Source organism: Sorangium sp. So ce363 (genome assembly GCF_051520435.1).
Classification (GTDB): domain Bacteria; phylum Myxococcota_A; class Polyangia; order Polyangiales; family Polyangiaceae; genus Sorangium; species Sorangium cellulosum_B.
Genome location: NZ_CP150333.1, coordinates 6,513,058 through 6,535,606, shown reverse-complemented (window position 1 = coordinate 6,535,606; position 22,549 = coordinate 6,513,058). Strand labels below are relative to the sequence as shown.

At 71.3% G+C, this 22,549-nt stretch carries 18 protein-coding genes; 5 read left to right on the top strand and 13 right to left on the bottom strand.

Annotation, left to right across the window (positions count from 1 at the left end):
- Nucleotides 1-15: 15 nt before the first annotated feature.
- The 3 genes from WMF12_RS24420 to WMF12_RS24410 form a co-directional block, all read right to left on the bottom strand.
- A complete protein-coding gene (locus WMF12_RS24420; RefSeq protein WP_437849388.1) occupies nt 16-3,942 on the bottom strand; it encodes a hypothetical protein in 3,927 nt (1,308 codons plus the stop codon).
- Nucleotides 3,939-4,295, bottom strand: a complete 357-nt coding sequence (locus WMF12_RS24415; RefSeq protein WP_437849386.1) for a hypothetical protein — start codon at nt 4,293-4,295, stop codon at nt 3,939-3,941. Before WMF12_RS24415 ends, WMF12_RS24420 begins: the two co-directional genes overlap by 4 nt.
- A 116-nt stretch (nt 4,296-4,411) precedes the next feature.
- Nucleotides 4,412-5,524 carry a DNA alkylation repair protein gene (locus tag WMF12_RS24410; RefSeq protein WP_437849384.1) on the bottom strand — a complete coding sequence of 371 codons (1,113 nt, stop codon included), beginning with the start codon at nt 5,522-5,524 and terminating at the stop codon, nt 4,412-4,414.
- 101 nt (nt 5,525-5,625) lie between these two features.
- Here WMF12_RS24410 and WMF12_RS24405 point away from each other — a divergent pair, with 101 nt between their 5' ends.
- Nucleotides 5,626-6,363 (top strand): helix-turn-helix transcriptional regulator, encoded by a 738-nt coding sequence (locus WMF12_RS24405; RefSeq protein WP_437849382.1) that lies wholly within the window; start codon nt 5,626-5,628, stop codon nt 6,361-6,363.
- A 116-nt stretch (nt 6,364-6,479) separates the two neighbouring features.
- Here WMF12_RS24405 and WMF12_RS24400 read toward each other — a convergent pair whose 3' ends face one another.
- The 4 genes from WMF12_RS24400 to WMF12_RS24385 form a co-directional block, all read right to left on the bottom strand.
- A complete protein-coding gene (locus WMF12_RS24400) occupies nt 6,480-6,911 on the bottom strand; it encodes a nuclear transport factor 2 family protein (protein WP_437849380.1) in 432 nt (143 codons plus the stop codon).
- Nucleotides 6,912-7,002: 91 nt separating this feature from the next.
- A complete protein-coding gene (locus tag WMF12_RS24395) occupies nt 7,003-7,815 on the bottom strand; it encodes a mechanosensitive ion channel family protein (RefSeq protein ID WP_437849379.1) in 813 nt (270 codons plus the stop codon).
- 135 nt (nt 7,816-7,950) lie between these two features.
- Nucleotides 7,951-8,814 (bottom strand): mechanosensitive ion channel family protein, encoded by an 864-nt coding sequence (locus WMF12_RS24390; protein ID WP_437849377.1) that lies wholly within the window; start codon nt 8,812-8,814, stop codon nt 7,951-7,953.
- A gap of 431 nt (nt 8,815-9,245) precedes the next feature.
- Nucleotides 9,246-9,674: a hypothetical protein gene (locus tag WMF12_RS24385; RefSeq protein ID WP_437849375.1), complete on the bottom strand. Its 429-nt coding sequence runs from the start codon at nt 9,672-9,674 to the stop codon at nt 9,246-9,248.
- Between the two features lie 262 nt (nt 9,675-9,936).
- Between WMF12_RS24385 and WMF12_RS24380 the strand changes: the two genes are divergently transcribed.
- The gene (locus WMF12_RS24380; RefSeq protein WP_437849373.1) at nt 9,937-10,548 is read left to right on the top strand and encodes a Crp/Fnr family transcriptional regulator; all 612 of its coding nucleotides are present in this window, start codon (nt 9,937-9,939) and stop codon (nt 10,546-10,548) included.
- A gap of 45 nt (nt 10,549-10,593) precedes the next feature.
- On the top strand, nt 10,594-11,565 hold the full coding sequence (locus tag WMF12_RS24375; RefSeq protein WP_437849371.1) for a type 1 glutamine amidotransferase domain-containing protein: 972 nt from the start codon (nt 10,594-10,596) through the stop codon (nt 11,563-11,565).
- A 56-nt stretch (nt 11,566-11,621) separates the two neighbouring features.
- On the opposite strand, the gene WMF12_RS24370 is transcribed toward WMF12_RS24375, so the two are convergent.
- On the bottom strand, nt 11,622-11,753 hold the full coding sequence (locus tag WMF12_RS24370; protein WP_437849369.1) for a hypothetical protein: 132 nt from the start codon (nt 11,751-11,753) through the stop codon (nt 11,622-11,624).
- 95 nt (nt 11,754-11,848) lie between these two features.
- Here WMF12_RS24370 and WMF12_RS24365 point away from each other — a divergent pair, with 95 nt between their 5' ends.
- Nucleotides 11,849-12,139 carry a hypothetical protein gene (locus WMF12_RS24365; protein ID WP_437849367.1) on the top strand — a complete coding sequence of 97 codons (291 nt, stop codon included), beginning with the start codon at nt 11,849-11,851 and terminating at the stop codon, nt 12,137-12,139.
- A 339-nt stretch (nt 12,140-12,478) separates the two neighbouring features.
- Here WMF12_RS24365 and WMF12_RS24360 read toward each other — a convergent pair whose 3' ends face one another.
- From WMF12_RS24360 to WMF12_RS24350, 3 genes are all read right to left on the bottom strand, one after another.
- Nucleotides 12,479-15,937 carry a Kelch repeat-containing protein gene (locus WMF12_RS24360; RefSeq protein ID WP_437849365.1) on the bottom strand — a complete coding sequence of 1,153 codons (3,459 nt, stop codon included), beginning with the start codon at nt 15,935-15,937 and terminating at the stop codon, nt 12,479-12,481.
- 242 nt (nt 15,938-16,179) lie between these two features.
- Nucleotides 16,180-18,189, bottom strand: coding sequence for a DUF4139 domain-containing protein (locus WMF12_RS24355; RefSeq protein WP_437849364.1), 2,010 nt, complete (start codon nt 18,187-18,189; stop codon nt 16,180-16,182).
- A 115-nt stretch (nt 18,190-18,304) separates the two neighbouring features.
- Nucleotides 18,305-18,787: a peroxiredoxin gene (locus WMF12_RS24350; RefSeq protein WP_012237250.1), complete on the bottom strand. Its 483-nt coding sequence runs from the start codon at nt 18,785-18,787 to the stop codon at nt 18,305-18,307.
- A 204-nt stretch (nt 18,788-18,991) separates the two neighbouring features.
- On the opposite strand from WMF12_RS24350, the gene WMF12_RS24345 reads away from it, so the two are divergent.
- A complete protein-coding gene (locus WMF12_RS24345; protein WP_437849363.1) occupies nt 18,992-20,149 on the top strand; it encodes a hypothetical protein in 1,158 nt (385 codons plus the stop codon).
- Between the two features lie 69 nt (nt 20,150-20,218).
- Here the strand turns inward: WMF12_RS24345 and WMF12_RS24340 are convergent, their stop codons facing one another.
- Nucleotides 20,219-20,704: a hypothetical protein gene (locus tag WMF12_RS24340; protein ID WP_437849361.1), complete on the bottom strand. Its 486-nt coding sequence runs from the start codon at nt 20,702-20,704 to the stop codon at nt 20,219-20,221.
- 334 nt (nt 20,705-21,038) lie between these two features.
- A complete protein-coding gene (locus tag WMF12_RS24335) occupies nt 21,039-22,538 on the bottom strand; it encodes a serine/threonine-protein kinase (protein ID WP_437849359.1) in 1,500 nt (499 codons plus the stop codon).
- Nucleotides 22,539-22,549: the final 11 nt, after the last annotated feature.

Sequence of the window (22,549 nt, the reverse complement as noted above, 5' to 3'; positions counted from 1 at the left end):
CTCCGTGCCTGCGGGTCAGGCGCCCACCTCGCAGAGGAGCCGCCCCAGGCAGCGGCGGCACTGCTCGCAGGATCCGATCTCGTGCTGGTGCTGGAAGCCCGATGTGCCCAGATCCTTTTTGACGTCGAGCCACACCTCGGCGAGCTCGAGGTCCTTGAGGCCAAGGTCGATGGCGTTCCGCAGGAGGACCTGCGCAGCGCACCGGCCGAGCTTTCCCCAGCCACCGGTCATCGCCTCGGTGTTGAACGGCACCTTGGTCTTCACGTAGGTCGTGGTGGTGCCGTCGAAGTTGCTGACGGTCCGCTGTTTTTTGATGTTGCCGCCGAGGCCGATGGGGCCGGACCAGCCGCCGTCGGCCGTCCAATCCCCGGAGAGCGCGTAGAGCCAGACGTCGCCACCCGTCCCGTCCTTGCCGACAAGGACCCCGAGCATCTTGCCCTTGTTGACCCGCTTCGTCGTACTACCCCTCTTCAGGGGCCGGACGTAGTCGAGCAGCGCGTCCGTGAGGAACCCAACGTAATCCGCGTCCTTGTCGTCCGTGTCGCGGGCGAAGCGGCGCACGGCGTCCGCGAGCGCGCGGGCCTTGGCGAGCGCGCGCGCGCTGCCGGGGACGTGGTGCCAGACATGGCGTGGCGAGGTGCTGGCGCTCTCGCTGGCGGCGCCGGAGCAGACGGGGCAGCGGCCTCCGTGCTGATGTCCTCCGGACGAGAGAATACCGATGCCCTCACCGCCGGGCGGCGCCACCCACCGATCCTCCCCGTCCCACTGGGGTGTGGCCCGGTGCTCGCAGATGGCGATCCGGTCGCTCTCATCGACGTTGGCCTTCCCCTTGCGGTGCCACTTGATCGCCGAGCACCCATGACGGTGGACCTCCACCGATAGCTTGTCCTTCGCGCCCTTGCCTGCGAGCGTGTATTTCGCGACGACCTCGTCGTCCTCGTGACCCGGGTCGGCTGGAGGGCCCGCGTTGCCGCCCTTGGGACGGGCCTTGAGGAGCACCTTGCTCTTCTTCTCGCCGTGATCCCCGTCAGGCTGCACGTCGGCGATCTTCATGTAGCCGCCGCCCTTCGGCTTCCATTCGTGCTCGCCCTCGCCCGCGGGCAGGCCGGCGACGTCGAGCCGCGCGGGCGCGCCCTCGGCCTCGGCGACCACCCAGCCGACCTTCCACACGTCCGGATCGCTGTCCAACCCGAGCAGCACCTTGGCCTTCTTCTCGTCCGCGCCGGCGTCCTCTGCCACAGCCGTCTCGGCGTCGATCTCGGCGGTGAAGCTCTTGATGCGCTCGCGCACGAACACCGCCACGCCCTTGGCCGTCAGGGCGCCGATGGCGAGCGCGTGTGTGTACGTGAGGCCGAGCTCGACCACGCCCGGCTTCTTGGCCTTGACCTTGATCTTCTTCTGCTTGCTCCCCCCATCGAAGCTGGCCTCGATGGGGTTGGAGGAGAAGTCCCACGCGTGACCGGGCTCGCCGAGCGTCTCCACGGCCTCGATCTCGGCGGTCCCGCCGTGCTCTGGATCCAGCGCGACGACGACCGGCAACGCCGAGATGTCGGTGACAGCGATCCCGACCTCCCGGGTCATGCTCTGGCCATCCAGCGTGTACGCGACGGACAGCAGCGCCGTCTCGCCCTCTCCGGTCTTCTGCGTGCCGGTGATCTCGACGACGTCGGTCTGCTGGCCGCCGACGATGGAGACCCCATCGTCCCCGGTCCAGACGAAGGTGCCTTGGGCCGTCGCCGATCGGGGGACGGCCTTGTACTGCTGCTTGAAGTGTTTGAGCGCCGAGGCCCTGGGCTGCGCTAGCCCGTCGGCGTCCTTGATGTCGAGATCGACCACGTTGAAGGTGTGCGTCGCAGGGACCTCCAGACCGTCGACGCTGTATTTCACGCTGATCGTGGCGGGCCCGTTGCGCTGCGCAGCGGCCGTGACGGTCGCGCCAGCGCGATCGGCGTCGACTTCGTAAAGGGGCGCGCCTCCCGACTTCGCCCAGGTGTACTCCCCATCTTCCCGCGGCGGGGTGAGCACGGCCCGGAATGCGCGCTGCTGCCCGGTGAGGACATGGACGTTGGCCAGGCTCTCTCCGTCGCCGTCCTTGATGGCGAGGTTGACGACGGTGACGTCGTGCGTGGCTCGCGCGGTCCTGCCGCCGAGCTTGAAGGCTACCTCGATCGTCTCGACATCGGCGGCCCCTCGCGCCGCGGTGATGGTTGCCGTCTCTTTGCTCGATTGGAGGGTGAGCTTGCTCTCCGGGGTCGCGCACTTCCACTCGAACGTCCCGCCCTTGACGTCGAGCGTCGGCACCGCCTTGTACTTCCGCTTCGAGCCGGCGAGCACGAAGTCCTTCGCCGCCGCCGCTCCGTCCTCGTGCTTGATGGCGACGCCGACGAAGACGATCTTCCCCGTGGCCGTGAGCGGCTGGATGGCGTTGTCGTGCGCGCAGGTGATCTCGATGTCGACCTCGCCGTGCTGGGTCGCGCGGATCGTGACCTTCTTCTGGTCGTCCGGGTCGATGACGGTCGCGCCGTTGCTCTGGGTCTCCCACGTGAACCGGCTCCCGTTCGGCGCGCCCCGCACCGTGAGAGAGGCCGTCGTGCCTCGCTCCGTGTCCACCGCGGCGTGCGTCATATCGGGGTCCACCCAGATGTCGGTCACGGCCATCTGGATCTGCTTGGTCGTGGTCTGCCCGTCGAGCGTGGCGGCGAGCGTGAGCGACGCCGGCGCCTCCTTTGCGGTCTTCGCCGTCCCCGCGATCTCGACGCTGGCCTCGCCGCCCGCTCCCACGACGGTGAGCGAGCCGCCCGCAGTCCAGGCGTGGCCCTCCAGCGCGACCGCCGGCTTCGGGACGGCATTGCACGTGTGCCTCATGTACCGGAGCACCGAGCCCGGCGGCGCGGCGCGCCCGTCGCCGCCCTTGATGGCCACGTCCACAACCTTGAATTGGTGGCTGACCTTGGCCTTCTGATCCCGGGGCTCGCGATCGAGCTTCGCAGTCACCTGGATCCACGTGTCGCCGTCCTCGTTCGGAACGATCGTCGTCACGTCCGCGTTCGCCGTGCCGCGCTTGAGCGTGTAGCTCCGCCGGTCTGCCACGTCCCATTGGATGTTCGTCCCCGGTCCGGCCGGCTCGAAGACGGCAGCGAACCGGCGCGGCGCGTCCACCTCGCCGAGGAGGGCGTGCTTCTTCGCGTCACCCTGCTTGTCGCCGTCCTTGATGCGGAGCTGGACGATGGTCACGTCGAGCTCCGTGTCGACGCTGCGGCCGCCGTCCGTGAAGGTCACGCCGAGCTTCACCACGCCGGCGCCGTCCCCCGCGGCCTTGACGGTGGCGGTGTCTCCGGCGCTCCCGATCGCGGCGAGCGCCGCCGGATCGTCTGGCGTCCAAACGAATTGACCGCCGCCGATCGCCGGCGTCAGCACGGCCTTGTAGGTGCGCTTGTTCTGCGCGAGCACCCAGCAAACCGGATCCGAGCCGTCCTGGGCCTTGATCTCGATCTTGAGCGGCACCACGTCCACGTCGCCGCTGACGGTGCCGGGCGCGTTGACGTAGTAGGTGCCGGTCGCCGCGAGCGAGAACGTCAGCGTGATCTTCCCCACGCCGAGCGGCTCCACGTAGAGCGGCACGTTGCCGTTCCAGTGCCTGGGATGCACGACCGCGCCGGACACGAGCTGGTTGCCGCCGGCCGGAGCGTCGTACACCTGCGCGAGGCCTGTGTTCCACGTGAGCGTCGCTTGCCCGTCGAAGCCCGCCGGATCGACCGAGAGATCGACCTGCGCGCGCGCCGGCGTCGAGCCCCCGTCCCAGTAGACGAGCTGGGGGTGCTGGACCTGAATTTGCGGCGTCGCGTGCTGGGTGCAGCGGCGGTACGCCACCTGCGCGAGCCACCAGCCGTTCTCGACCGCCTGCCAGAGTTGATCGCGCGCGCCGCCGATCAGCTGGCTCACGGAGCGCCTCCGTCGAAGCGCCGGGACGCCTCGTTGCAGAGGGCGCTGATCCGCGTGCCCGGGTGCGCGAGCGCGGGATCACGCAGGATCGCCCCCGCCCACGGGTGGAGCGGATCGACGTCGAAGTCGCGGCCGAGCACGAGCATCAAGGTCACGAACTGGCCGGCGTGCGCCGGCTGCGAGAACCCGATCCGCCGGGCCTTGGCGAGGCCCTCGCGGACGAACCCGAGCAAACCGCTGTCGCCGAGGGCGGCGCAGCGATCGGGGAAGAACCGGCGGAGGTGCTCGGCGACGCTGCGCTCGAACGTGGCCTCCGTCAGGACGTCGACTTGCGCGGCGCGGATCCGGAGCATCGGAGAGACGATGGAAGCCGAGCGATGCGAGCCGGTCAAGCGCGCGCGGCCGTCCCCTGCGCGTCCAGCGCAGGATGAGGCCCGTCGATCGTCGGGGAGGGCGCGTCAGGACGCCGTCACCGGCGCACCTCGAATTGCCCCAGCGGGTGCGCCACGCCGTTGACCATCACATCGATGCTGTGGCGACCGGGATAGTGACGGCGGGTCGTCATCTCCTCGAAGGAGACCTTGCCGGCTATCTCGGCTCGACCCGACGGCGGCAGGACGAGCTTCCGCAGCTTGAAGACCTTTGGCCGCGTCGAGCCGTTCGCCTTCACGAAGTGCACGGCGCAGTCGACGATCAGCTCCTGGTCGCGCGGGGCCGTCGACGCGAGCTCGAACGAGAACCGGAGCTCTCCGCCGAGCTTCACCGATCGCGGGGACAGCGACGCCGAAGCGATCGCGACGCTCGGCGCCGCGCCGAAGCCGAGCGCGTCGAGCGCGCCGCGATCACCCTTCTTGACGAGCGAGCGCAGCGCGTGGCGCACGATCCATTGCCGCCCGGGCGGCGCGCCCTCGAGCCAACGCCGGCAGAGGCTCGCCGCGATGTCCGGGTGGTCCTTGCCGATGTCATTGATGTTGTTGGCGACGGAGCGCTGCACGTAGCGCTCCGGATCGTCCTTCAGGAGCTCGAGCAAATCGATGACCGGGCCTGGATCCTGCTGGAAAGCACGGAGCCGCGGGGCCCACGGCAGCCGTGGGCGCGTCCCCTCGGAGACGAGCCGCCGGACATGGACGTTCGGGTCGGCGGCCCACGTGCGGAGCCGGCGGAGCGTCGCGTCGGGGTACCTCGTCAGGAACGCGCGGATGCTGAACTCGGCGGAGAACCGCTTCGTCAGCTCGACTTGCGCGGTCATCGCGTCCTCGAAGTGATCGAGACCGCGCTTCGCCACATAGAACACGTGCGGCATGTACTGCAGCGGCGCGAGGCCGAACGCGTCGCTCCGATCGAGCTCGGGCCCGAGGGAGGCGACGATCACCCGAGCTGCCTCCGGAAAGGGCTGCGGCAGGTGGTGGTGCATGACGTCCGCGATGAGGGAGGCGCGGCCGGTGAGCTCCAGATCGGAGAGGCCCGCCAGGCAGTCGCGGGCGAAGCCGCGCTCGTCGAGGCCAGGGTGCGCCGCGCGGAGGTTGCGGGCGATCGAGCGGACGCACCGCTCGTCGAAGAGGTCCTTCAGCCGGTCAGCCATGGGTACCTGCCGGTGAGGACGCCGAGGCCGATTGGCCAGGTGTTCGCCACGTTGGACATGGGCGTTGACTAGCGCGGGACCCTGACAGATTCTGTCACCATATGTCGCGCGCCGTCCGGGTCATGGAGCTCTCCGACCTGCTTCGCGCGCGGGGTGCGACGACGGTCGGCGAGCTGGCCGCGACGCTCGGGGTCAGCGCCCGCACCGTGCGCAGGGACCTCGCGACGCTGAGGGAGCGCGGCCTCCACATCGAGGGCGAGGCCGGCCCCGGCGGGGGGATCCGGCTCGACGCCGGCCGGGGCGTCACCGCCGTGCACCTCTCGGTCGCAGAGATCGTGACGCTCTGGCTCTCCGCGCGCCTCTCTCAGGCCGCGAGCGACCTTCCGTGGAGCGACGCCGCCAGCTCCGCGCTGGCCAAGCTGCTCAGCAGCCTTCCTCCTGAACGAGCGCGAGAGCTGCGCGCCCTCTGCCGCAGGGTCATCGTCGGCGATCCGGCGAGCGGGCCAGTGCGCGCCGGAGCCGGGGCGCCCCCCGCAGAGCTGGTGAGGCTCTTCGAGGAGTCGTTCTCCGCCGGCGTCGGCCTCGGGTTCGACTACCAAGACCGCGAGGGGAGGGCGTCGAGGCGACGCGTGGAGCCGCACGGCCTCCTGATCCAGAGCCCTGTCTGGTACGTGCTCGCCCTGGACACGGGAAAGAACGAGCCGCGAATGTTCAGGATGGATCGCATCTCGACACCCCGCGTCCTGCGGGAGATCGCGTTTCGCCCGAACGCCGACGTCATCTGGGCGCTCTTGCCGGACGAATGCGCGTGGCGACCGCTCCTCGGCGAGCGACAGTGAATGTTGGCCAACGCGGACGGATACCGTTCAGGCTCCGATCCTGTGCCCACCACGGTTCGACTCAGCGGAGGAGATCCGTGCCCTCATGGCGGGTCTCCCCGGCCCCGGCCAGCCTCTCAGTTCATGAGCCGGGAGCGAGCGGGCGCCCACCGCTCGGGCCGCGGCGCGGAGAGCGGACCCGCGTGGTGGTGGACCATCTTCCATTGCCCGTCTTCGAGGACGAACACGTTGGTTGCGCACAGGTGTGCAGGCTCGTCGCCGTTCGCCTCGTAGCACGTGACGAAGGCGAAGTCCCCGAGGAGGTGCGCCGAGGCGCCCTGGCAGCGCATGCGCAGGGGCGAGGTCTGGCGCAAGAGCTGGCTCCAGCTCTCGAGCACGCTGGCGCGCCCCGAGAGCGCCTCCATGCCGGGATGGGCGCAGGCCACGGGCGCCCGCTCGGCCCACACGCGGCACATCGCCTGGTAATCCCCGGCGCGGAACGCCTCGTAAAAGGCCTCGTTTGCGGCCAGGACAAGCCGTTCCGCCGCGACGCGCTCCTCGACGCTCATGCAGCGACCATGCTCCCCGGCCAGCGCGGGCGCAAGGGCCTCGATGGCGTCGTCTCGGCGCCTCGCCCGCTCGACCCCACGCCCGGGCTGACTAGGACGGGCCCTTGCTCCGCTGGTGGAGGACGAGCTGTGTCCGGTTCATCAGCTTGACGCCGGCCGCGTCGAGCTCCTCGAGCGCCGCGACGCGGAGGTTGTGCATGCTCCCGTCCTCTTCCACGGCGCTGTACCAGGCCGTCAGCGTGAGGTCGAGCGAGCCGTCCTCCATGTCGGTCAGGAAAACGGTGGGGGCCGGGTCTCGCGCCACGCCGCTGGCCCGCTTGCCGGCGCGCACCAGGGCCTCCATCGCCGGCTCGAGATCGCGCAGCCGGCCCTCCACGGTGAGCGTGACGGCGCCGCGCAGCAGCCCTCGATCCGAGTAGTTCACGATCGGGCCGTTGGTCACCGCGGCGTTCGGGATCACGATCTTCTCGTTGTCCGTCGACACCAGCGTGGTGTTGAAGAGCCCGATGTCCTCGACGATGCCCTTGTGGCTCCCGATGGCGACCTTGTCCCCGAGCTGAAAGTGCTTGAAGAAGAGGATGAGGACGCCGCTCGCGAAGTTGCTCAGGCTCCCTTGCAGCGCCAGCCCCACCGCCAGCCCCGCCGAGGCGACCACGGCCACGAGGCTCGTCGTGTGGATGCCCACCGTCTCCATCGACGCGATGAACGTCGCCGCGAGCACGGTGTAGCGGAGCATCGACGCCAGGAACCGCGCGAGCGCCTGATCCAGGTGCGTCTTGGTCAGGGCCGTGACGGCGAGCCGGTACGCCCATTTGCTCGCGAGACCACCCGCGGTGAGGATGATGATGGCGGTGGCGATCGCCCTGAGCGTGGCGGCGGAAGGTACGAGTTCCTCGGGGTGCATGGTGCGGTGGCGCGCCGGCGGCGTGCGCGCCGCCCGGGCGTAGAGGATCCGCCCGCCGGCCTCAAGGGCTGCCGAGCAGCGCGCGGCCGCGCGCGGGTGCAGGGCGCGCGCGGCCGACGCGCGATCGACAGCGCGTCAGGCCGTCGGGTGAATCTCCGAGCCCGTGGAGCGGTGGGCAGGCGCCGCCGCGAGCTGGTTGATGTGCACGTGCTGGCTCGGGACCGGAAGCCCCATCTTGCCGAGCTCCTCGCGGATGATCTTGGTCGTGGCGAAGTAGACGTCCCAGTAATGATCGGTGTGGCAGAAGGGCCGGACGGCCAACACGGGCCCGGCGAGGGTGAAATCCAGGATCTCGACGCTGGGCGCAGGGGTTTTCGCGACGTTGGGGATGAGCGCGAGGTGCGTCTTGAGCCGCGTGATCGCCGCCTCGTGATCCGCGCCGTGGGCGAGCTGCGCGGTGCAGTCGACGCGGCGGACCGGGTTCGTGCTGAAGTTCTGGATCGTGTCGCTGAAGATCTTGTTGTTGCCCACGATGGTGCGGACGTTGTCGGGCGTATCGAGGGTGGTCGCGAAGAGGCCTATCGAGTGGACGGTGCCCGTCACGCCGCCGGCCGTCACGTAATCCCCGGTCTTGAAGGGGCGCAGGAGGATCATGAAGACGCCTGCCGCGAGGTTCGACAGGAGGCCGGACCACGCCATGCCGACGGCGATGCCGATCGCGGCGAGCAGGCTGGCAAAGGTGGTCGTCTCGACGCCGAAGACGCTGAGCACGGCGATGACGAGCAGGATGTTCAGCAGCACGGACGCCGCCGACTCCAGGTAATGAGCCAGCGTCGTGTCGAGCTTCTTCAGCGCGGAGCTGCGCTGCATCATCGACAGGAGCCCCCGGACGATCATGCGGCCGATGACCCAGACGAGGATCGCGCCCACGATCTTCCCGCCGACGCTCACCCCGAGCGCTACCGCCATGTCCACGTACCGCTGAATCCTCTCGTCCATCTCAAGCCTCCTGGCGACGTATGCGCCGCTCGCGGGGCCCCCGTGCAAGGCGCATGCGCGACGCGCCTTGCTGGATCTGCCCCCGGCGGCCAGCCTTATCACACCGGCGGGCCGCTCCGCGAGGGGCGTGACCGAGATTTTAGAGCCTCAGCGCTGCGGCCTGCGGACATCAGGCGGCCGCGGAGCGGATACCTCGTTGTAGCGAAGGAGCAACGGGCGGCGGGGCCGATCGCGGCGTGCGGCGGCGATCGAGCGGCCGACGTGCAAGGGCACGGGAGCAAGCGAGCGCGCCAGGCAGGCGTGTCCAGCCAAGGAGCTGGCCGAGGCGATCTTCGTCGCCGCCGAGGTGACGCTCGAGGAGCGGAAAGCGGACGCGGGCCAGCGGCATGGGCGGAGAACGGCGTGGCCGGCGTACAGGGCTGTGAACCGGCTCAATGAAGACTATGTCCAAAGGCTCTCGGGTTGATCGGGAATTTCAAGCCAATGACCAACCCGTACTCCGTGCCGTAAGAAGGTATCGTCGCGCCAGCCCCCCCGTCGAACGGAAGGGCGAGTCGAAAGCCCGCATAGGCGATGGGGATCGCGATGAAGGGGACGATCTGCGCTCCATACGTTCGGGCGTTCGACCGGCCCGCGCCCTCGGTGTACGCCGAGAGCTCGGCGCCGACCGGGCCGAACCCACCCTGGAAACCGAGCGCCAACCTCTCGTGGACCGGTCGGTCGGCGACGAGCTGCGCCTGCGCAACGGCGCCTATCCAGGCGAACGAGCGCTGTCCGTACCACGCGAGGCTACCCTCGACGCCGGCGCCCACGGCGCCATCGGCGTTCTCGCGGCCAGTATAGCTGAAGAGGCCACCCACGCTCACGACCGGGTCGCCAGGGCGCCCCACGTTGGGCCAGCCTTCCCCGGGATACACCACGGGGGGAGGGCTCCCCGCCGGGGGCACGCCTTCCGCCTGCGCCGATGCAGAGCCAGGGAGAAGGCAAGCGCCGACAAGGACCGCTGTGACCGCCGAATGGTTCATGCATCTGTGATCTAGCCCATGCGACTCGGCCCGTCACGATGCAGGCGCGGGCGAGCGGCAGACGCGCTCCGGGAGCGCCGTGCTAGGCTCCCCTGCCATGGTGCAGCTCTCGCGCGCGGAGCAGGTCGCGGCGCTCGCGCGCATGGTCGCCGCGCTCGACGCCCGGCCGGCGCCGCATTTCGACGCCTTCGCGGCCCTGTTTCACGGCAAGAGCCTGCGGAAGGGCGAGGCGTTCGTGCGGGCGGGCGAGGCGAGCGACTCAGTGGCGCTCGTCAACTCCGGCATCGCGAGGATGTTTTACACGCGGAGCGACGGGAAGGAGTTCAACAAAGGGTTCATCTCCGCGCCGGACTTCATGTCGGTGCTGGAGGCGCTGATCACCAGGGAACCCGCCCGGCTGACGATCCAGGCGCTGACCCCGATGCAGCTCTTCGTCGCGCCCTACTCGCGGCTGAGCGAGCTCTGTGAGCGCGACATCTACTGGGAGCGGGTGAGCCGGCGGATCGTCGAGCGGGTGTACCTGAAGAAGGTGCGCCGCGAGGCGTCGCTGCTGATGGATCCGGCCGCCGAGCGCTATCGCGCGTTCCTCGCAGAGCACGGGGCCGTGGCGCGCCGCGTGCCCGACTACCACATCGCCGCATATCTCGGCATCACACCCGAGGCCCTGAGCCGCCTGAAGCGCGCCGCGACCAGGACCGCTGCTTCTTGACCTAGGTCAAGGTGCGATCTCGCTCCGCTGGTCATGGTCTCCCGCATGACGACGGAACGAACGAAGCGAGACGGCGAACGCCCAGCAACGGAACCCACGCGCGGCCCGGGGCGCCGCGGAGCGCCGCGGGGCGCGGCCCGAAGGACGGCGCTGATCGCGGGCCTCGCGGTCGTGCTCGCCGGCCCGGCGCTTGTCGCGTGCGGCGCGGCGGCGCCGAGGCTCCACCCCGTGTTCCCCGAGCGCCCGGTGGCAGAGAAACCCAGAGGGAAGATCCTGTTCGTCCTCAGCGCCGCTCGAGAGCAGACGCTTGCGGACAGCTCGAAGCGCGCGACCGGCACCTTCCTCGGCGAGTTCTACGAACCGTACCTGGCCCTCACCGGCGCGGGGCACGAGGTCGTGTTCGCGACCGACGGGGGCGCCGCCCCGGCGATCGACCCGGAGAGCCTCGACGAGCGGTACTGGGGAGACGGAGCGCGGCGCGCGCAAGCGCAGCGCTTCGTCGAGCGCGCCCCGGAGGTCCGCGCGCCGCTCAGCCTGAAGGCGGCGCGCGCCGCGGCCGACTCGTTCGACGGCATCGTCGTTCCCGGCGGACAGGGCGTGATGGTCGACCTGCTCGACAACGCGGATCTGCACGCGCTGCTCGCTCACTTTGGCGCGAAACACCAGCCCGTGGGGCTCATCTGCCACGCACCGGCGGTGCTCACCCGCATGCGGCAGCCGCATCCGCTCAGCGGTCGGACGGTGACGTCGGTCTCGTCGTTCGAGGAGTTCTATATCGAGACCTTCGTGATGGGGGCCGACGCCCAGGTCCGGGGCATCGGCGAGCAGCTCGAGGATCACGGTTACGAGCACGAGGCCGCGTTCCCCGGGAGCGCGTACGCGCAGCGGGATTGCAACCTCGTGACCAGCCAGAACCCCTTCTCCACCGATCGGTTCAGCGCGCTGTACCTGGAGGCTCTGGCCGACTACCGGCGCGGCGCCCGCTGCGCCGAGGATGCCCGCGAGGGCCATCGATAGGCCTGCTCGGCGGAGCGAGGGCCATGGGATCTCCCTGGCCCGTTCGGCCCGCGGCGCTACGACGTGAGCGACAGGCCGCGCACGTGCTCGGCGAGCGCCCGCTCCGCGCTGCCCACCACCTTCCGCGCGCCCGGGAGCTTCGCCGACGCCCCCCGCGGAAGACCGCGCCTCCCCCGATGCCGCCGCATGGCCGCCTTCACGAGGACGACGGGCGCATGTTCAGTATCGACGCGCCACGCGCGCCGGGTTGCAATCGCGGCGACTTCACGGAGGGGTGACGAAGATGCTCATCGACGAGCGACCGAACCATTATCAGGGCGACCTTTCGTGGGACAGCCTCAAGCAGCTCATTGAAGGTTACGACGACAACGAATTCCAGGGTCTCGTGCAGGGGCCGGTGGGCTACGCTATCAAGGTCGTACGCGGAGCGCACAGCGGGAGTTTCTATCCGTATTACGGATCGAACTACTATTTCGATTTTACGGCCACCCACGCGCTTGGCGAGAGCGACATACATCACGCGATCCTGGACGCGAGCGGAACGAAGATCCTGGGAATCGCGCCGCCGCTGTGACGGAACGATCTCTGCCGCACACCGAGGGTGCCCGTGCAGCCCGAGCCGTCACGCGTCAACTGCGGTGACCTCAGCGTAGCAACCCCAGCTCTTTTCCAGACACCATGATGGGGGTGCTCAGGAGGGGAGCGGAGGCCGCGCAGGAGGGCGCCGGGCCTGCGCAGGAGCAGTGCCGAGGCTGCGCAGGTGTACGAGCGGAGCCCTGGTAACACTTCTGACCGGGAGGAGTCCAAAGGGCGACTTGACGCCGTAGCGCGCGGCGGTCTCCCCGCCAGGGTCGCTGAGCAGCGTCATGGGCAGGCGGTATTCAGCTCAGCGGGAGCAGCCGGCGATCGGAGTTCACCGCGGGATTGCCGCCCTGGAGCGGCGGAGCCTCCGCCGGAGAGCGGCCCCGATCACAGCGAGGTAGAAGGCGCTCGCCCCGCGGCCGGGCGCCCCTTGCCCCATGGTGCAGCCAGTGTCCGCCGGCTCGTCCGCTCCGGGGCCGCTCGAAGTGCTCGTCGGACCCGGGTTTCCATCGCCGCCAGCGGCGGCAGCGCTGCTGGATGCGGTCGCCGTCCCGGGGCCGCCATCGCCGCCAGCGCCGGCGGTGGTGCTCGTCGAGCTTCCGCTCGCCGAGCCGCCGCCCTCGCCTCCGGCGCCAGCATCGCCGCCCCTGCCGCCTGCACCAGCGACATCACCGCCGGCGCCGCCAATGCCGCCAGCACCGGACTCGCCGCCACCGGCGCCGCCGACGCCGCCAGTCTCGGATCCACCGCTGCCAGCGCCGCCCGTTGCGGACGTTCCGCCGCCAGCGCCGCCAGTTCCAGGCTCGCCCCCGCCCGCGCTGCCAGCACCGCCAGCACCGGACTCACCGCCGCCAGCGCCGCCAGTTCCTGGCTCACTCCCGCCAGCGCCGCCAGTTCCTGGCTCACTCCCGCCAGCGCCGCCCGTCGCGGACGTTCCGCCGCCAGCGCCGCCAGTTCCTGGCTCACCCCCGCCAGCGCTGCCAGCGCCGCCAGCACCGGTCTCACCGCCGCCAACGCCGCCAGTTCCAGGCTCACTCCCGCCAGCGCCGCCCGCGCCTCCAGCACCGGGAACACCGCCGCCAGCGCCGCCCTCTCCACCTGCGCCCGTGCTGCAGCCGTTGTCCTCGGGGCCGTGCCATCGAGGATCGTACAGCTCCGCGTCCCTGTTGGGGCCGACGATGAGGACATGGCCGCTCGGCAGGAGCGCGGACGTGGAAAAGCCATGCGAGAGCAAGGTCGACGGGGCAGGCGTCCAGGAGTTCGTCGCGGGGCTGTAAATCTGCGCCGTCGTCCCTGCGATGACGAGCACCTCGCCTGTCGTCAGCAGCGTGGCAACATGACTGACACCCGACAGCTGGCTCATGGACCCTGTGGGAGTCCAGACGTTCGTCACCGGGTCGTAGGTCTCTGCGGCTCCCCCGACGACGAGCACGCGACCGTCCAGGAGCCGCGTCGCCGTGGGCTTGCCCCGAGGCACCGTCATGGGCGCCACCAGAGACCAGCGCCGGGTCGCGGGATCGTAGATCTCGGCGCTGGCGAGCGGCTCCGCGGTCGAGATGTCGTAATCGTCGAAGCCCTGTATCCCGCCGACGACCAGCACCCTGCCGTCGTTCAGCAGCGTCGCCGCGTGCTCCGCCCGGCTTGCTTTCATCGGCTCGACGGTGACCCACGTGTCGTCGGCTGGACGATACAGCGCGGCCGATCCGGTCCTGCGGACGAGGAACGGCTCCATCGGGTAATCCATCACCGCGCCTCCCGCGATGAGCACGTCGCCGCTTCCGAGCAAGGTCGCCGTGTGGTTGTATCGACGCTCCTCGTCGGGGGCGGCCAGCGTCCAGGCATCCGCTGCCGGATCGTAGATTTCGTTGTACAGATCCGCCTCGGAATCATCGAAGCGGCCCCCGCTGATCAACACCCTGCCGTCGGCGAGGCGTGTCAGGTCGGGAAGAGCCCGCTCGAAGTTCAAAGGCGCCGCCAGGGAAAACGTCGCGCTCGATGGATCGTAGAGCTCGGTTGTCTTCGTACCGGCAGTGCCGCCCGCGACAAGGATCTTCCCGTCCTCCAGCTCCACGGTTTTCGCGTAATTCCGCAAGGCGTTCAGGGGGCCGAGCTGCGTCCCCGACGGCGTGACCGACGGGTCATAGATCTCGGCGCCCGGCGCGTTCGAAGTCCCGCCGACCAAGAGGACCCGTCCATCCGGGAGCAGCGTCGCCGTGGCGCTGCCGCGGCTCACTTCGCCCCTGGGCGCTATCGAGAAGGTCCGCGTGTTCGGATCGTAAAGGTCGGGCGGCTGGTTGCCAGAGACGAAGACCCGCCCGTCGCACAGCCGCGTCGCCGTGTGCCAGCCGCGCCGAAAGCTCATCCTGTTCTTCGCGAGCGTCCATGCGTTGGCTTCCGGATCGTAGGTCTCGGCCTCGGAATCCCAGTCATAGCCGGTCACCAGCACGTCACCGTCCCCCAGCAAGGTCGCCGTGAGCATCCACCTGGCGCGGAGCATGTCCGGCCCCGGGGTCCACGCGCCCGTCGCGGGATCGTAGATCTCGACGCTCGACACCACGCTGGCTCCTATGATCCTGCCTCCGGCGACCAGCACGCGGCCGTCCTGCAAGCGCGTCGCCGCGTGCTCCCTGCGCACGACAAGCGCCGCGGGCGTCGGCGTCCAGGCGTCCGACACGGGATCGTAGAGCTCGGCGGCGGCAGCAGGAGCGGCGCCAGCCGGCGCGCCCCCGGCGACGAGCACCCGCCAGTCGGCGAGCTCGGTCGCGGTGTGTCCCGAGCGCTCCGAGGTCATGGTCGCGGCGGGGATCCACGAGTCGGTCGTCGGATCGTAGAGCTCCGCGGTGGCGACCCACGCTGCGCCGCTCATGGCGCCGCCCGTGACCAGCACCCTGCCGTCGGCGAGCAAGGTCGCCGTGTGAGCCGACCGCGGCTGGCTCATCGGAGCGGCGGGCAACCACGCTTCGAGCGCGGGATCATAGATGGCCGCGCTGGCGAGGTGGTACTGGTCTGACGAGCCGAGCCATCGCCGCCCGCCCGCGATGAGCACCCTGCCGTCGGGAAGCGACGTCGCGGTGTGCTCGTGGCGGAGCGTCGCCTCGGAGGCGGCCGTGACGGTCCATGACGGGTCCACGAGGAGCGGCGAGCCCGTCTCCTCGACCCAGAGCGAGATCTCATCGCCTTCTACCTCCAGGCGCGTCGGGACGCGCTGGCGCGGCGACGCATAGGCCTCGGGAGCCGCCACGATGATCCGCGGCTCCCCTGCCGCGTCGAGCACCTCCACGTTCGCGCCACGGCGGCGGAGGCGCGCCCCCTCGACCTGCCATGACGCAACAGGTCCCGCGGCGGGCGCCCCGTCGGGGAACCAGAGCCACTCTTCCGCGCCGTGCCGCTGCGCCGTCCAGAGCGCGAAGCCGCCCGCGCGCGGGTACGCGAGGGCAGCGCCGATCTTCTGGACCTCACCGAGCGCGCCGCGCTCGCGCACCTCGATGCCGAGGCCACCCGGCAGGTCGAACCGCACGGCGCCGCTCCCGTCCGCGGGGAACGCGAGCGTCAGGCCGCCGCGCGACGGGCTCGCCGCGAGCTCGAAGCCCGCTGGGGTGGGCACGAGCGCGTCGTCGCCGCGGAGCGCCGCGCGGGCGCGCTCCTCGAACTGCGCCTCCAGCGCCTCGACGTCGAGCGCCTCGCTCGATGGCGCCGCGCAGCCGAGCGCGCATGTCAGATAGACAATCCAGAGCAGCGCCACGCATCGCGCGAAGCGGCACCCAGCCCAGGGAACCGTGCTTGAGCCCATACCCTCCTCGATTCTCGCGAGCGAGCCTCCGGCGAACACATCGGCCTGTCGCGCAGCGCGCCCGGCCCTCCGTGGGGTGCAGCTCGCATCGCAAAAATTCAGAGGTTCGCGACGGAATGTCGCAGCGTTCGCCGGAACGCTCGACTTGCCGCGCTTGCTCGAGGTGGGTGGCATTCAACCGCGCAGGAGGGCGGCGGAGGCCGCGCAGGAGAGCGCCGGGCGCGCGCGGCCTCCGTTTTTCGCTACGTCGTGAGCGACAGGCCGCGCACGTACTCGGCGAGCGCCCGCTCCGCGCTGGCCACGGCCTCCCGCGCGCCCGGGAGCTTCGCCGACACCGCCGCGATCCGGTCTTCCTGCTCGCCCAGCGTCTTGAGGTAGCGCTCGTGGAGCCCGCTCCCCGGGGGCACGACCTTGAGGTTGTCGCGCACGCGCGCCTGCTCGGCGCGCAGCGCCTCGATCTCGGACTTGAGGGCCGAGAGCGCGCGCTGCCTCTCGGCGACCGCGGCCTTGAGCTCCGCGAGCCGCGCGAGCGCCGCGCGCAGCGCCTCGGGGATCTCGCGCGACGACAGGACCACCTCGATCTGCTCGCTGGAGAGGCCCGTGAGCGCCACCGTGTGGGAGATGGGCTGCTCCAGCGCCACGGTCACGCGCGCCGTCTCCCCCGCAGCGACCTCGCGCCGGACGCGGTAGCGGTCGCGCGTCGCCTCGACGCCTTCCCTGGGCTCGGCGAGATCCCAGCCGGCGATGCGCGGGTGCTCGATGAGCAGGACGCGCGGCTCGCGCGCCGCGCCCACGATCGTGTAGACCGTCACCTTGCGGGCGGTCCTGACGATCTCGAGCATGCCGCCCTGGATCTTGGCGCGCGAGAACACCTCCTCGCCCCGCTCCTCGCGGTCGATTCGCACCTTCCGGTCCACGGCGAAGCTCACGATCCGCGATTCGCCCGGCGGCAGCGGCGAGAGGCGCGCGTCGCCGACGTAGGTGACGACCCCCCGGCTCGAGCGCTCGTAGACCGTGATCGCGCCGGCCGGGAGGGTCGTGTCGCCGTCGTTCCTCAGGCGGACCGAGGCGAGCGGGCTGCGCGCGCTCGCCTCCGGCTGATAGAGCCACAGCCGCTCTGCCGGGATCTCGCGCTGGACGATCGGGAGGAGCGCCGTCTGCCCGCTCGCGATCGTGAGCGGCGCCGGGAAGTGGAACACGACCTGCGTCGCCGCCTCCGCGGGCTCCGGCTCGACCTTCTCGGAGGGCACGGTGACCGCCGCGGCGGGCGCGCGGGCCTCGTCGGCGCCCCCGCCGGCGCGGTAGCCCATGCGCCGCGCCGCCCTGGCCGCGAGCCCCGCGGCGCCCTCGTCGAGCCGCGGTAGCACGCGCTCGGCGACGTCGACGGGCACCTCCGGCCGGGCCACGTAATAGATCTCGTAGAGCGCCTGGCGGAACGTCACCGGGTCCCCCGACACCAGGGTGAAATCCACGTTCTGCCAGTCGCTGCCGCTCTGGTTCTCGACGACGGCCCACCCGGCGAGCGCCCCGGTCTTCGTCTGCGCGTCCTCCGGCACCGTGAGCCGATACGTTGTCTTCCAGAGCGGCACCTCGATGACGTAGGCCACGCGGACCACCCGCTCGCCCTCGCCGGCCGTGCGCACGACGAGCTCGCGGCGGTTGCGCTCCCGCCGGCTCGAGAGCCCGACCAGCGCCGCGCCGACCTGCTGCCGCAGCCGCTCCTCGACGAGCTCCACGCTCTCGAGCTCCTCCAGGACGACCTGCTTCAGCGCGCCCTCCGACATCAACGAGAGCCGGTGCCGGTCCTCCGAGCCGCCGTGCGGCAGCGCCGCCTGCGCCGTGGTGACCGCGACGATCCGCCCGGCGATGGCCCCTTGCACCCCTCGCGTCCGCACCTCGGCGCCGCGGAGCGCGTTCAGCAGGGCGGCCTCGGACTCGAGCGCGCCCTCGTCGAACGGGAGCTCGCGGAACAGATCGCGCAGCGGCTCCCTCCCGGGAAGCGTGATATTCCCCGTCACGCCGCGATCGTCATAGACCACGATGCTCTTCAATACATCGTCGACCTGATCGAGCCGCACCTCGAGCCGGAGCTCGGCGTCGCCGCTCACGCGCGCCTCGTGCTCGAAATATCCGACTCCGCCCGTCGATAGCACCACCCGCCTTAGCAGCAGCGTGTCCGACGCGGCCCCCGAGCGGGCAGGATCCATCGCGGCGGCCCGCAGCGTCGCTGTGGTCCTCAATCCATGGTTCATCGTCGCCTCCCCCGGCGGAGGCGTGCGATGGCCCCGCCCTGGGGGTGTCCATAACGCCCCTCCGGGGGGCGTCAACGACGGTGGCTGGCCGGGAGATCGGGCGCGGCGCCGCGCGTCAGCCGCGCCGCGAGGCCTCGAGCTGCTTCACGACCGCGAGCGCCTCGTCGACGTGGCGGGTCGCGCGGAGCTGGGAGGAGAAGGCATGTCGAACGATGCCGTCGCGATCGATGACGAACGTCACGCGGCCCGGGAGGAGGCCAAAGAGCGACTTGACGCCGTAGCGCGCGGCGGTCTCCCCGCCAGGGTCGCTGAGCAGCGTCATGGGCAGGCGGTATTTGTCGGCGAATTGCTGGTGAGACCCCGCCGAGTCGGCGCTCACGCCGAGGACCTCGGCGCCCGCCTCCGCGAACGCATCGTAATGGTCGCGGAACGCGCACGACTCCGCCGTGCATCCAGGGGTGTCGTCCTTGGGATAGAAGAACAGGACAACGGTCTTCTTGCCCCGGAAGTCGGAGAGCTTGACCGTCTCCCGCTTCTGCGATTGCAGGCTGAAATCAGGGGCTGTCTCACCGACGGACAGGGTGGATTTTCCGAGCATGGCGTCTCCTCTACCCGATGCGCCGCGCCGCGTCCAAGGCCCCAGCGGAGCGCGGCGGCTCGCCGCTCGAGGAAAACGCGGCCGCCTGCCGTGGCGGCCGCCTGCGCCCCCGGATAAGGAAGAACTTGAGGAAGCGGTCATGAAGGCGCGCTGGGCGCGACGGACGCCGGCGCGGGCCGGAGATCGGGTTACCCTGAGCGCCCCATGGCCACCACGTTCGCTGCGTTGATCTTTCGACCCGCCGACATCCCGGACCGCGCGCTGTCCCAGGGCTTTGCCGTGGCGCTCGGTGGCTGGGACGTCGCCTCGCCGCGCCTGTTCATCGCGCCGCTCCCCGGCGTGCCCGGGCACGCGGCCGCGTTCTACTCGAGCGGCGATCCCGCCGGCGGCGGGGACGACGAGCTCGACCACCTCGCCGAGCTCTTCGAGGACGAGCTCTCTCCGCCCGTCGCCGTGCTCGACGCGGCCGCCGAGCTCGGCCACCCCGGCGCGACGGTCTTCGCGCTCGTGTTCTCGGAGGACGTCCTCCACGACGACGGCTGGCGCTTCGAGGCGAGCGGGTTCGTCCGCCATTTCGTGAGGGAAGGGGACGAGGGCGTCGAGGCCGGCGTGGAGGCGCCCGACCGGAGCGACATCGTCGAGGTCGACGTCGACCTGCCGGAGGGCGCGACCGCGGCGGAGGAGCGCGAGGCCATGGACCGGGCGATCCGGCCGCACCGCGGCTCGACGTTCCTCGCGGCCGAGCTGGGCGCCCCGGTGCTGGGCGCGCTCATGGGCGGCCTCTTCGCGCCGGAGCGCCGCGTCCAGGTGCACCTCGTCGCGCCGGGGCCGGGGTCGATCGCCGACGAGGTCACGCGGCTCAACCGGGTGCTCCGCCGCGAAGACGGCCGCGGCGCGCCCGCGTCCCCGCCGCCCGTCCGCGGCGTCGCCCCGCCGGCGACGTATGCGGCGTTCGTGCGCGCGTACGACTGGGCCGATCCGGCGGATCCGGAGGACCTCTACCGCGAGCTCGCGATCGGCGCCGTCGAGGGCACGCTGCGCTTCCTCCGCGAGGGCGAGCTCCTCGCCCACGACCGCGAGCCGGGCTGGGAGGCGGCGGCGGCGCGACAGCTCTACCCGATCGCGCGGCTCTCGGGCTCGGCGCTCGGCGGCGGCGCGGCCCAGCGGTCGGTCGTCGCGCTCGGGGCCGACGGCGAGCAGCTCTGGGTCGTCCGCGGCGGCACGAGCGCGGCGCTGGCCGGACCGACGTTCGGCGAGCTGCTGCGCTACCTCTCGCTGGGCTGGTCGCGCCGGAGCGACGCGGAGGAAGACCTCATCGGGGCGCTGATGCTGCGCGCGCGGCTCAGGTCGCTCGGGGGTTGAGCCCGCGCCCCGGCGTGGGATCCGCCTGCGGGGGTGAGGCGCTTTGCCTCGCGACGCGCGCGCCTCGGCTCAAAACGACGTGTCGTACGCGTGGTGCCGGTGGGCTTCCGTGTGGAAGGACGTCATGTGCGGGTCGTCCAGGACCAGGTGGAGCAGGCCGACGTCTCGCTCGCTGCGGGCGAATACGCTCACGAGGATCCCGCCCTGCCGGACGCCGGCCTGGTAGCGTTCCGCCCAGTGCCTCGGGACGCCCGCGGTGATGAGGATCTCGCGCAGGCCGCCCGTGATCCCGGCGCCGACCGCGCTGGCCACGACCGCGGCCAGCGGCCCGGCGACCACGAACCCGAGGTCGGGGACCACGACGCTCATCGAGACCGCGGCGCCGAACGTGCTCGACGGCGGCGCTACGTCCGGGCTCGGAAAGCACCTGTCGCGTGTCGCCTCGGTCATCAGCAGGCTGACCTCCTGTCGTGTGTAGCCGCAGTCGATGATGCGTTCCGCCGCGGCTTCCGCCTCGTCGTGCGTCTGCACCAGGCCAATTACGAGCTTCTCCATGGAAGAGACCTCCTTCGCGTTGAGCGCGTCCTCGCTCTGGGCCCCGGCGACGGATACCGCACGCTCTGTGCCAATCTGAAATTCTCACGCCTCGGTGCGTTCGCGCCGATTTCTGTGCCCCTTCCGCTGGAGGAGCGAGGCGGGATGTCGCAGTGCGCCCCGTGGGCCTCACCTTCCGATGTCGACATCGCCCGTGCCAGCGCGGTTGATTCCATATTTTGCCGTCGAGCGGCGCGAGCGCCCCAGTTCAACGGGCTCCGTCTGACCAGGTCGTCCGAAGGCCGCGTACATGGGCGCCCGGGGCGGCCGGTGCGCGACGAGGCCGGAGGCCGCGTCAGAAGCCGATCGTGTCCTCGACCGGCGCGGGCGGCTTCGTCCCCGTCGGGCGGCCCGTCGACGCCTCCCGCGGCGTGGCGCGGCCGCGCCCCTCCGAGGTGCCGCGCGGCGCCGCCGTCGGACCCGGCCTCCCTGCCGCGCCGGTGCGGACAGCGCTCGCCGGCTGCGCGGTCGCCGCCGTGGCCGCTGGCTGCGCGGTCTCGGCCGCGGGCGTCGCGCTCGCCGGCTCTGCCGGCACCGGCGCGGCGGCGCTCGCTGGCGCCGGCACCACCGGCGGCGCCGGGACGGACGCGGCCTGCCGGGCCGGCGCCTCCGACGAGGGGGTCACCTCGGCCGTGGGCGAATGCTTCGTTGCCAGGAAGACGACCGCCGCCACCAGCGCTCCGAACGCGAGCGCGGCCGCCAGGATGGCCGGCGCCCACCTCCGGGCCCCGTCCGTGCCCGAGGTCGCCATGCCGGCGAGCGTCCGCCCCGGCGTGCCGGTCGTCGAGAGCCGCGCGCCCGGCGCCGACGACGGCGGCGTGCCGGTCGTCGAGAGCCGCGCGCCCGGCGCCGGCGGCAGCGGCGTCGGCTCCCCGAACAGCACCGGCTGCGACGCGCTCCCGTGGAGGGCTCGCTCCCCCGCGGACGAGGGCTCGGTCGTGAACGCCGTGCGCGCGATCCCGAGGACCGCGCGCTCCAGCGCCTCCGCCATCTGCCGCGCCGACGAGAAGCGCGCCGCCGGATCGTGCGCCAGCGCCTTCTTCATCCAGGCGTCGATCGCCGGAGAGAGCTCCGGCCTCACCTCGCTCGGCGGCGTGAAGATCCCGGTGTGCAGCACCACCGACAGCGCGCCCAGCGTCTCGCCCCGGAACGGGACCTGCTCGGTGAGCGCGTGGTAGGCGACCACCGCGAGCCCCCAGAGATCCGCGCGGAAGTCGACGTGCTTCGCGCTGAGCAGCTGCTCGGGGCTCATGTAGAGCGGCGTGCCCAGCACGCTCCCGGTCGACGTCATGCCGAGCTCGCCCTGGACCCGCTTGGCCACCCCGAAATCGAGCACCTTCACGAACAGCTCGCCCTCGACGTCGAGCAGGAAGATGTTGTCCGGCTTGATGTCGCGGTGGACGATCCCGACCTGGTGCGCCCGGCCGAGCGCCTTGGCGGTCTGCGACACGATCGCCGTGACCTCGACGGGCGGCAGCGCGCCCAGCCGCTGCATGCGGCTCTTGAGGTCCTCGCCCTCGAGCAGCTCCATCACGATGAACGGCACCCCGTCCGGCGTGACGCCGTGATCGAAGACCTGCGCGACGTGCGGGCTCTTGATCTGCGCGGCCGCCATCGCCTCCCGCCGGAAGCGCTCCACGAAGCCGGTCTGGTCCGCGTAGGCCGGCGCCATGAACTTCACCGCCACCTGCGTCCCGAGCGCGAGGTGGTCGGCCACCCACACGCTCCCCATCGCCCCCTTCCCGAGCTCGCGCGCCAGCCTGAGCGTGCTCGTCACCTGCTGTCCGGGGTTCATCGGGGGTCCCT

What these genes read in the sequence shown, in the direction of transcription:
- WMF12_RS24415 (WP_437849386.1), bottom strand. Translation starts at nt 4,295, where the DNA reads ATGCTCCGGATCCGCGCCGCGCAAGTCGACGTCCTGACGGAGGCCACG.
- WMF12_RS24375 (WP_437849371.1), top strand. Translation starts at nt 10,594, where the DNA reads ATGACGACGGAACGAACGAAGCGAGACGGCGAACGCCCAGCAACGGAA.
- WMF12_RS24380 (WP_437849373.1), top strand. Translation starts at nt 9,937, where the DNA reads ATGGTGCAGCTCTCGCGCGCGGAGCAGGTCGCGGCGCTCGCGCGCATG.
- WMF12_RS24370 (WP_437849369.1), bottom strand. Translation starts at nt 11,753, where the DNA reads ATGCGGCGGCATCGGGGGAGGCGCGGTCTTCCGCGGGGGGCGTCGGCG.
- WMF12_RS24365 (WP_437849367.1), top strand. Translation starts at nt 11,849, where the DNA reads ATGCTCATCGACGAGCGACCGAACCATTATCAGGGCGACCTTTCGTGG.
- WMF12_RS24335 (WP_437849359.1), bottom strand. Translation starts at nt 22,538, where the DNA reads ATGAACCCCGGACAGCAGGTGACGAGCACGCTCAGGCTGGCGCGCGAG.
- WMF12_RS24345 (WP_437849363.1), top strand. Translation starts at nt 18,992, where the DNA reads ATGGCCACCACGTTCGCTGCGTTGATCTTTCGACCCGCCGACATCCCG.
- WMF12_RS24395 (WP_437849379.1), bottom strand. Translation starts at nt 7,815, where the DNA reads ATGCACCCCGAGGAACTCGTACCTTCCGCCGCCACGCTCAGGGCGATC.
- WMF12_RS24355 (WP_437849364.1), bottom strand. Translation starts at nt 18,189, where the DNA reads ATGAACCATGGATTGAGGACCACAGCGACGCTGCGGGCCGCCGCGATG.
- WMF12_RS24390 (WP_437849377.1), bottom strand. Translation starts at nt 8,814, where the DNA reads ATGGACGAGAGGATTCAGCGGTACGTGGACATGGCGGTAGCGCTCGGG.
- WMF12_RS24400 (WP_437849380.1), bottom strand. Translation starts at nt 6,911, where the DNA reads ATGAGCGTCGAGGAGCGCGTCGCGGCGGAACGGCTTGTCCTGGCCGCA.
- WMF12_RS24360 (WP_437849365.1), bottom strand. Translation starts at nt 15,937, where the DNA reads ATGGGCTCAAGCACGGTTCCCTGGGCTGGGTGCCGCTTCGCGCGATGC.
- WMF12_RS24410 (WP_437849384.1), bottom strand. Translation starts at nt 5,524, where the DNA reads ATGGCTGACCGGCTGAAGGACCTCTTCGACGAGCGGTGCGTCCGCTCG.
- WMF12_RS24340 (WP_437849361.1), bottom strand. Translation starts at nt 20,704, where the DNA reads ATGGAGAAGCTCGTAATTGGCCTGGTGCAGACGCACGACGAGGCGGAA.
- WMF12_RS24405 (WP_437849382.1), top strand. Translation starts at nt 5,626, where the DNA reads ATGTCGCGCGCCGTCCGGGTCATGGAGCTCTCCGACCTGCTTCGCGCG.
- WMF12_RS24350 (WP_012237250.1), bottom strand. Translation starts at nt 18,787, where the DNA reads ATGCTCGGAAAATCCACCCTGTCCGTCGGTGAGACAGCCCCTGATTTC.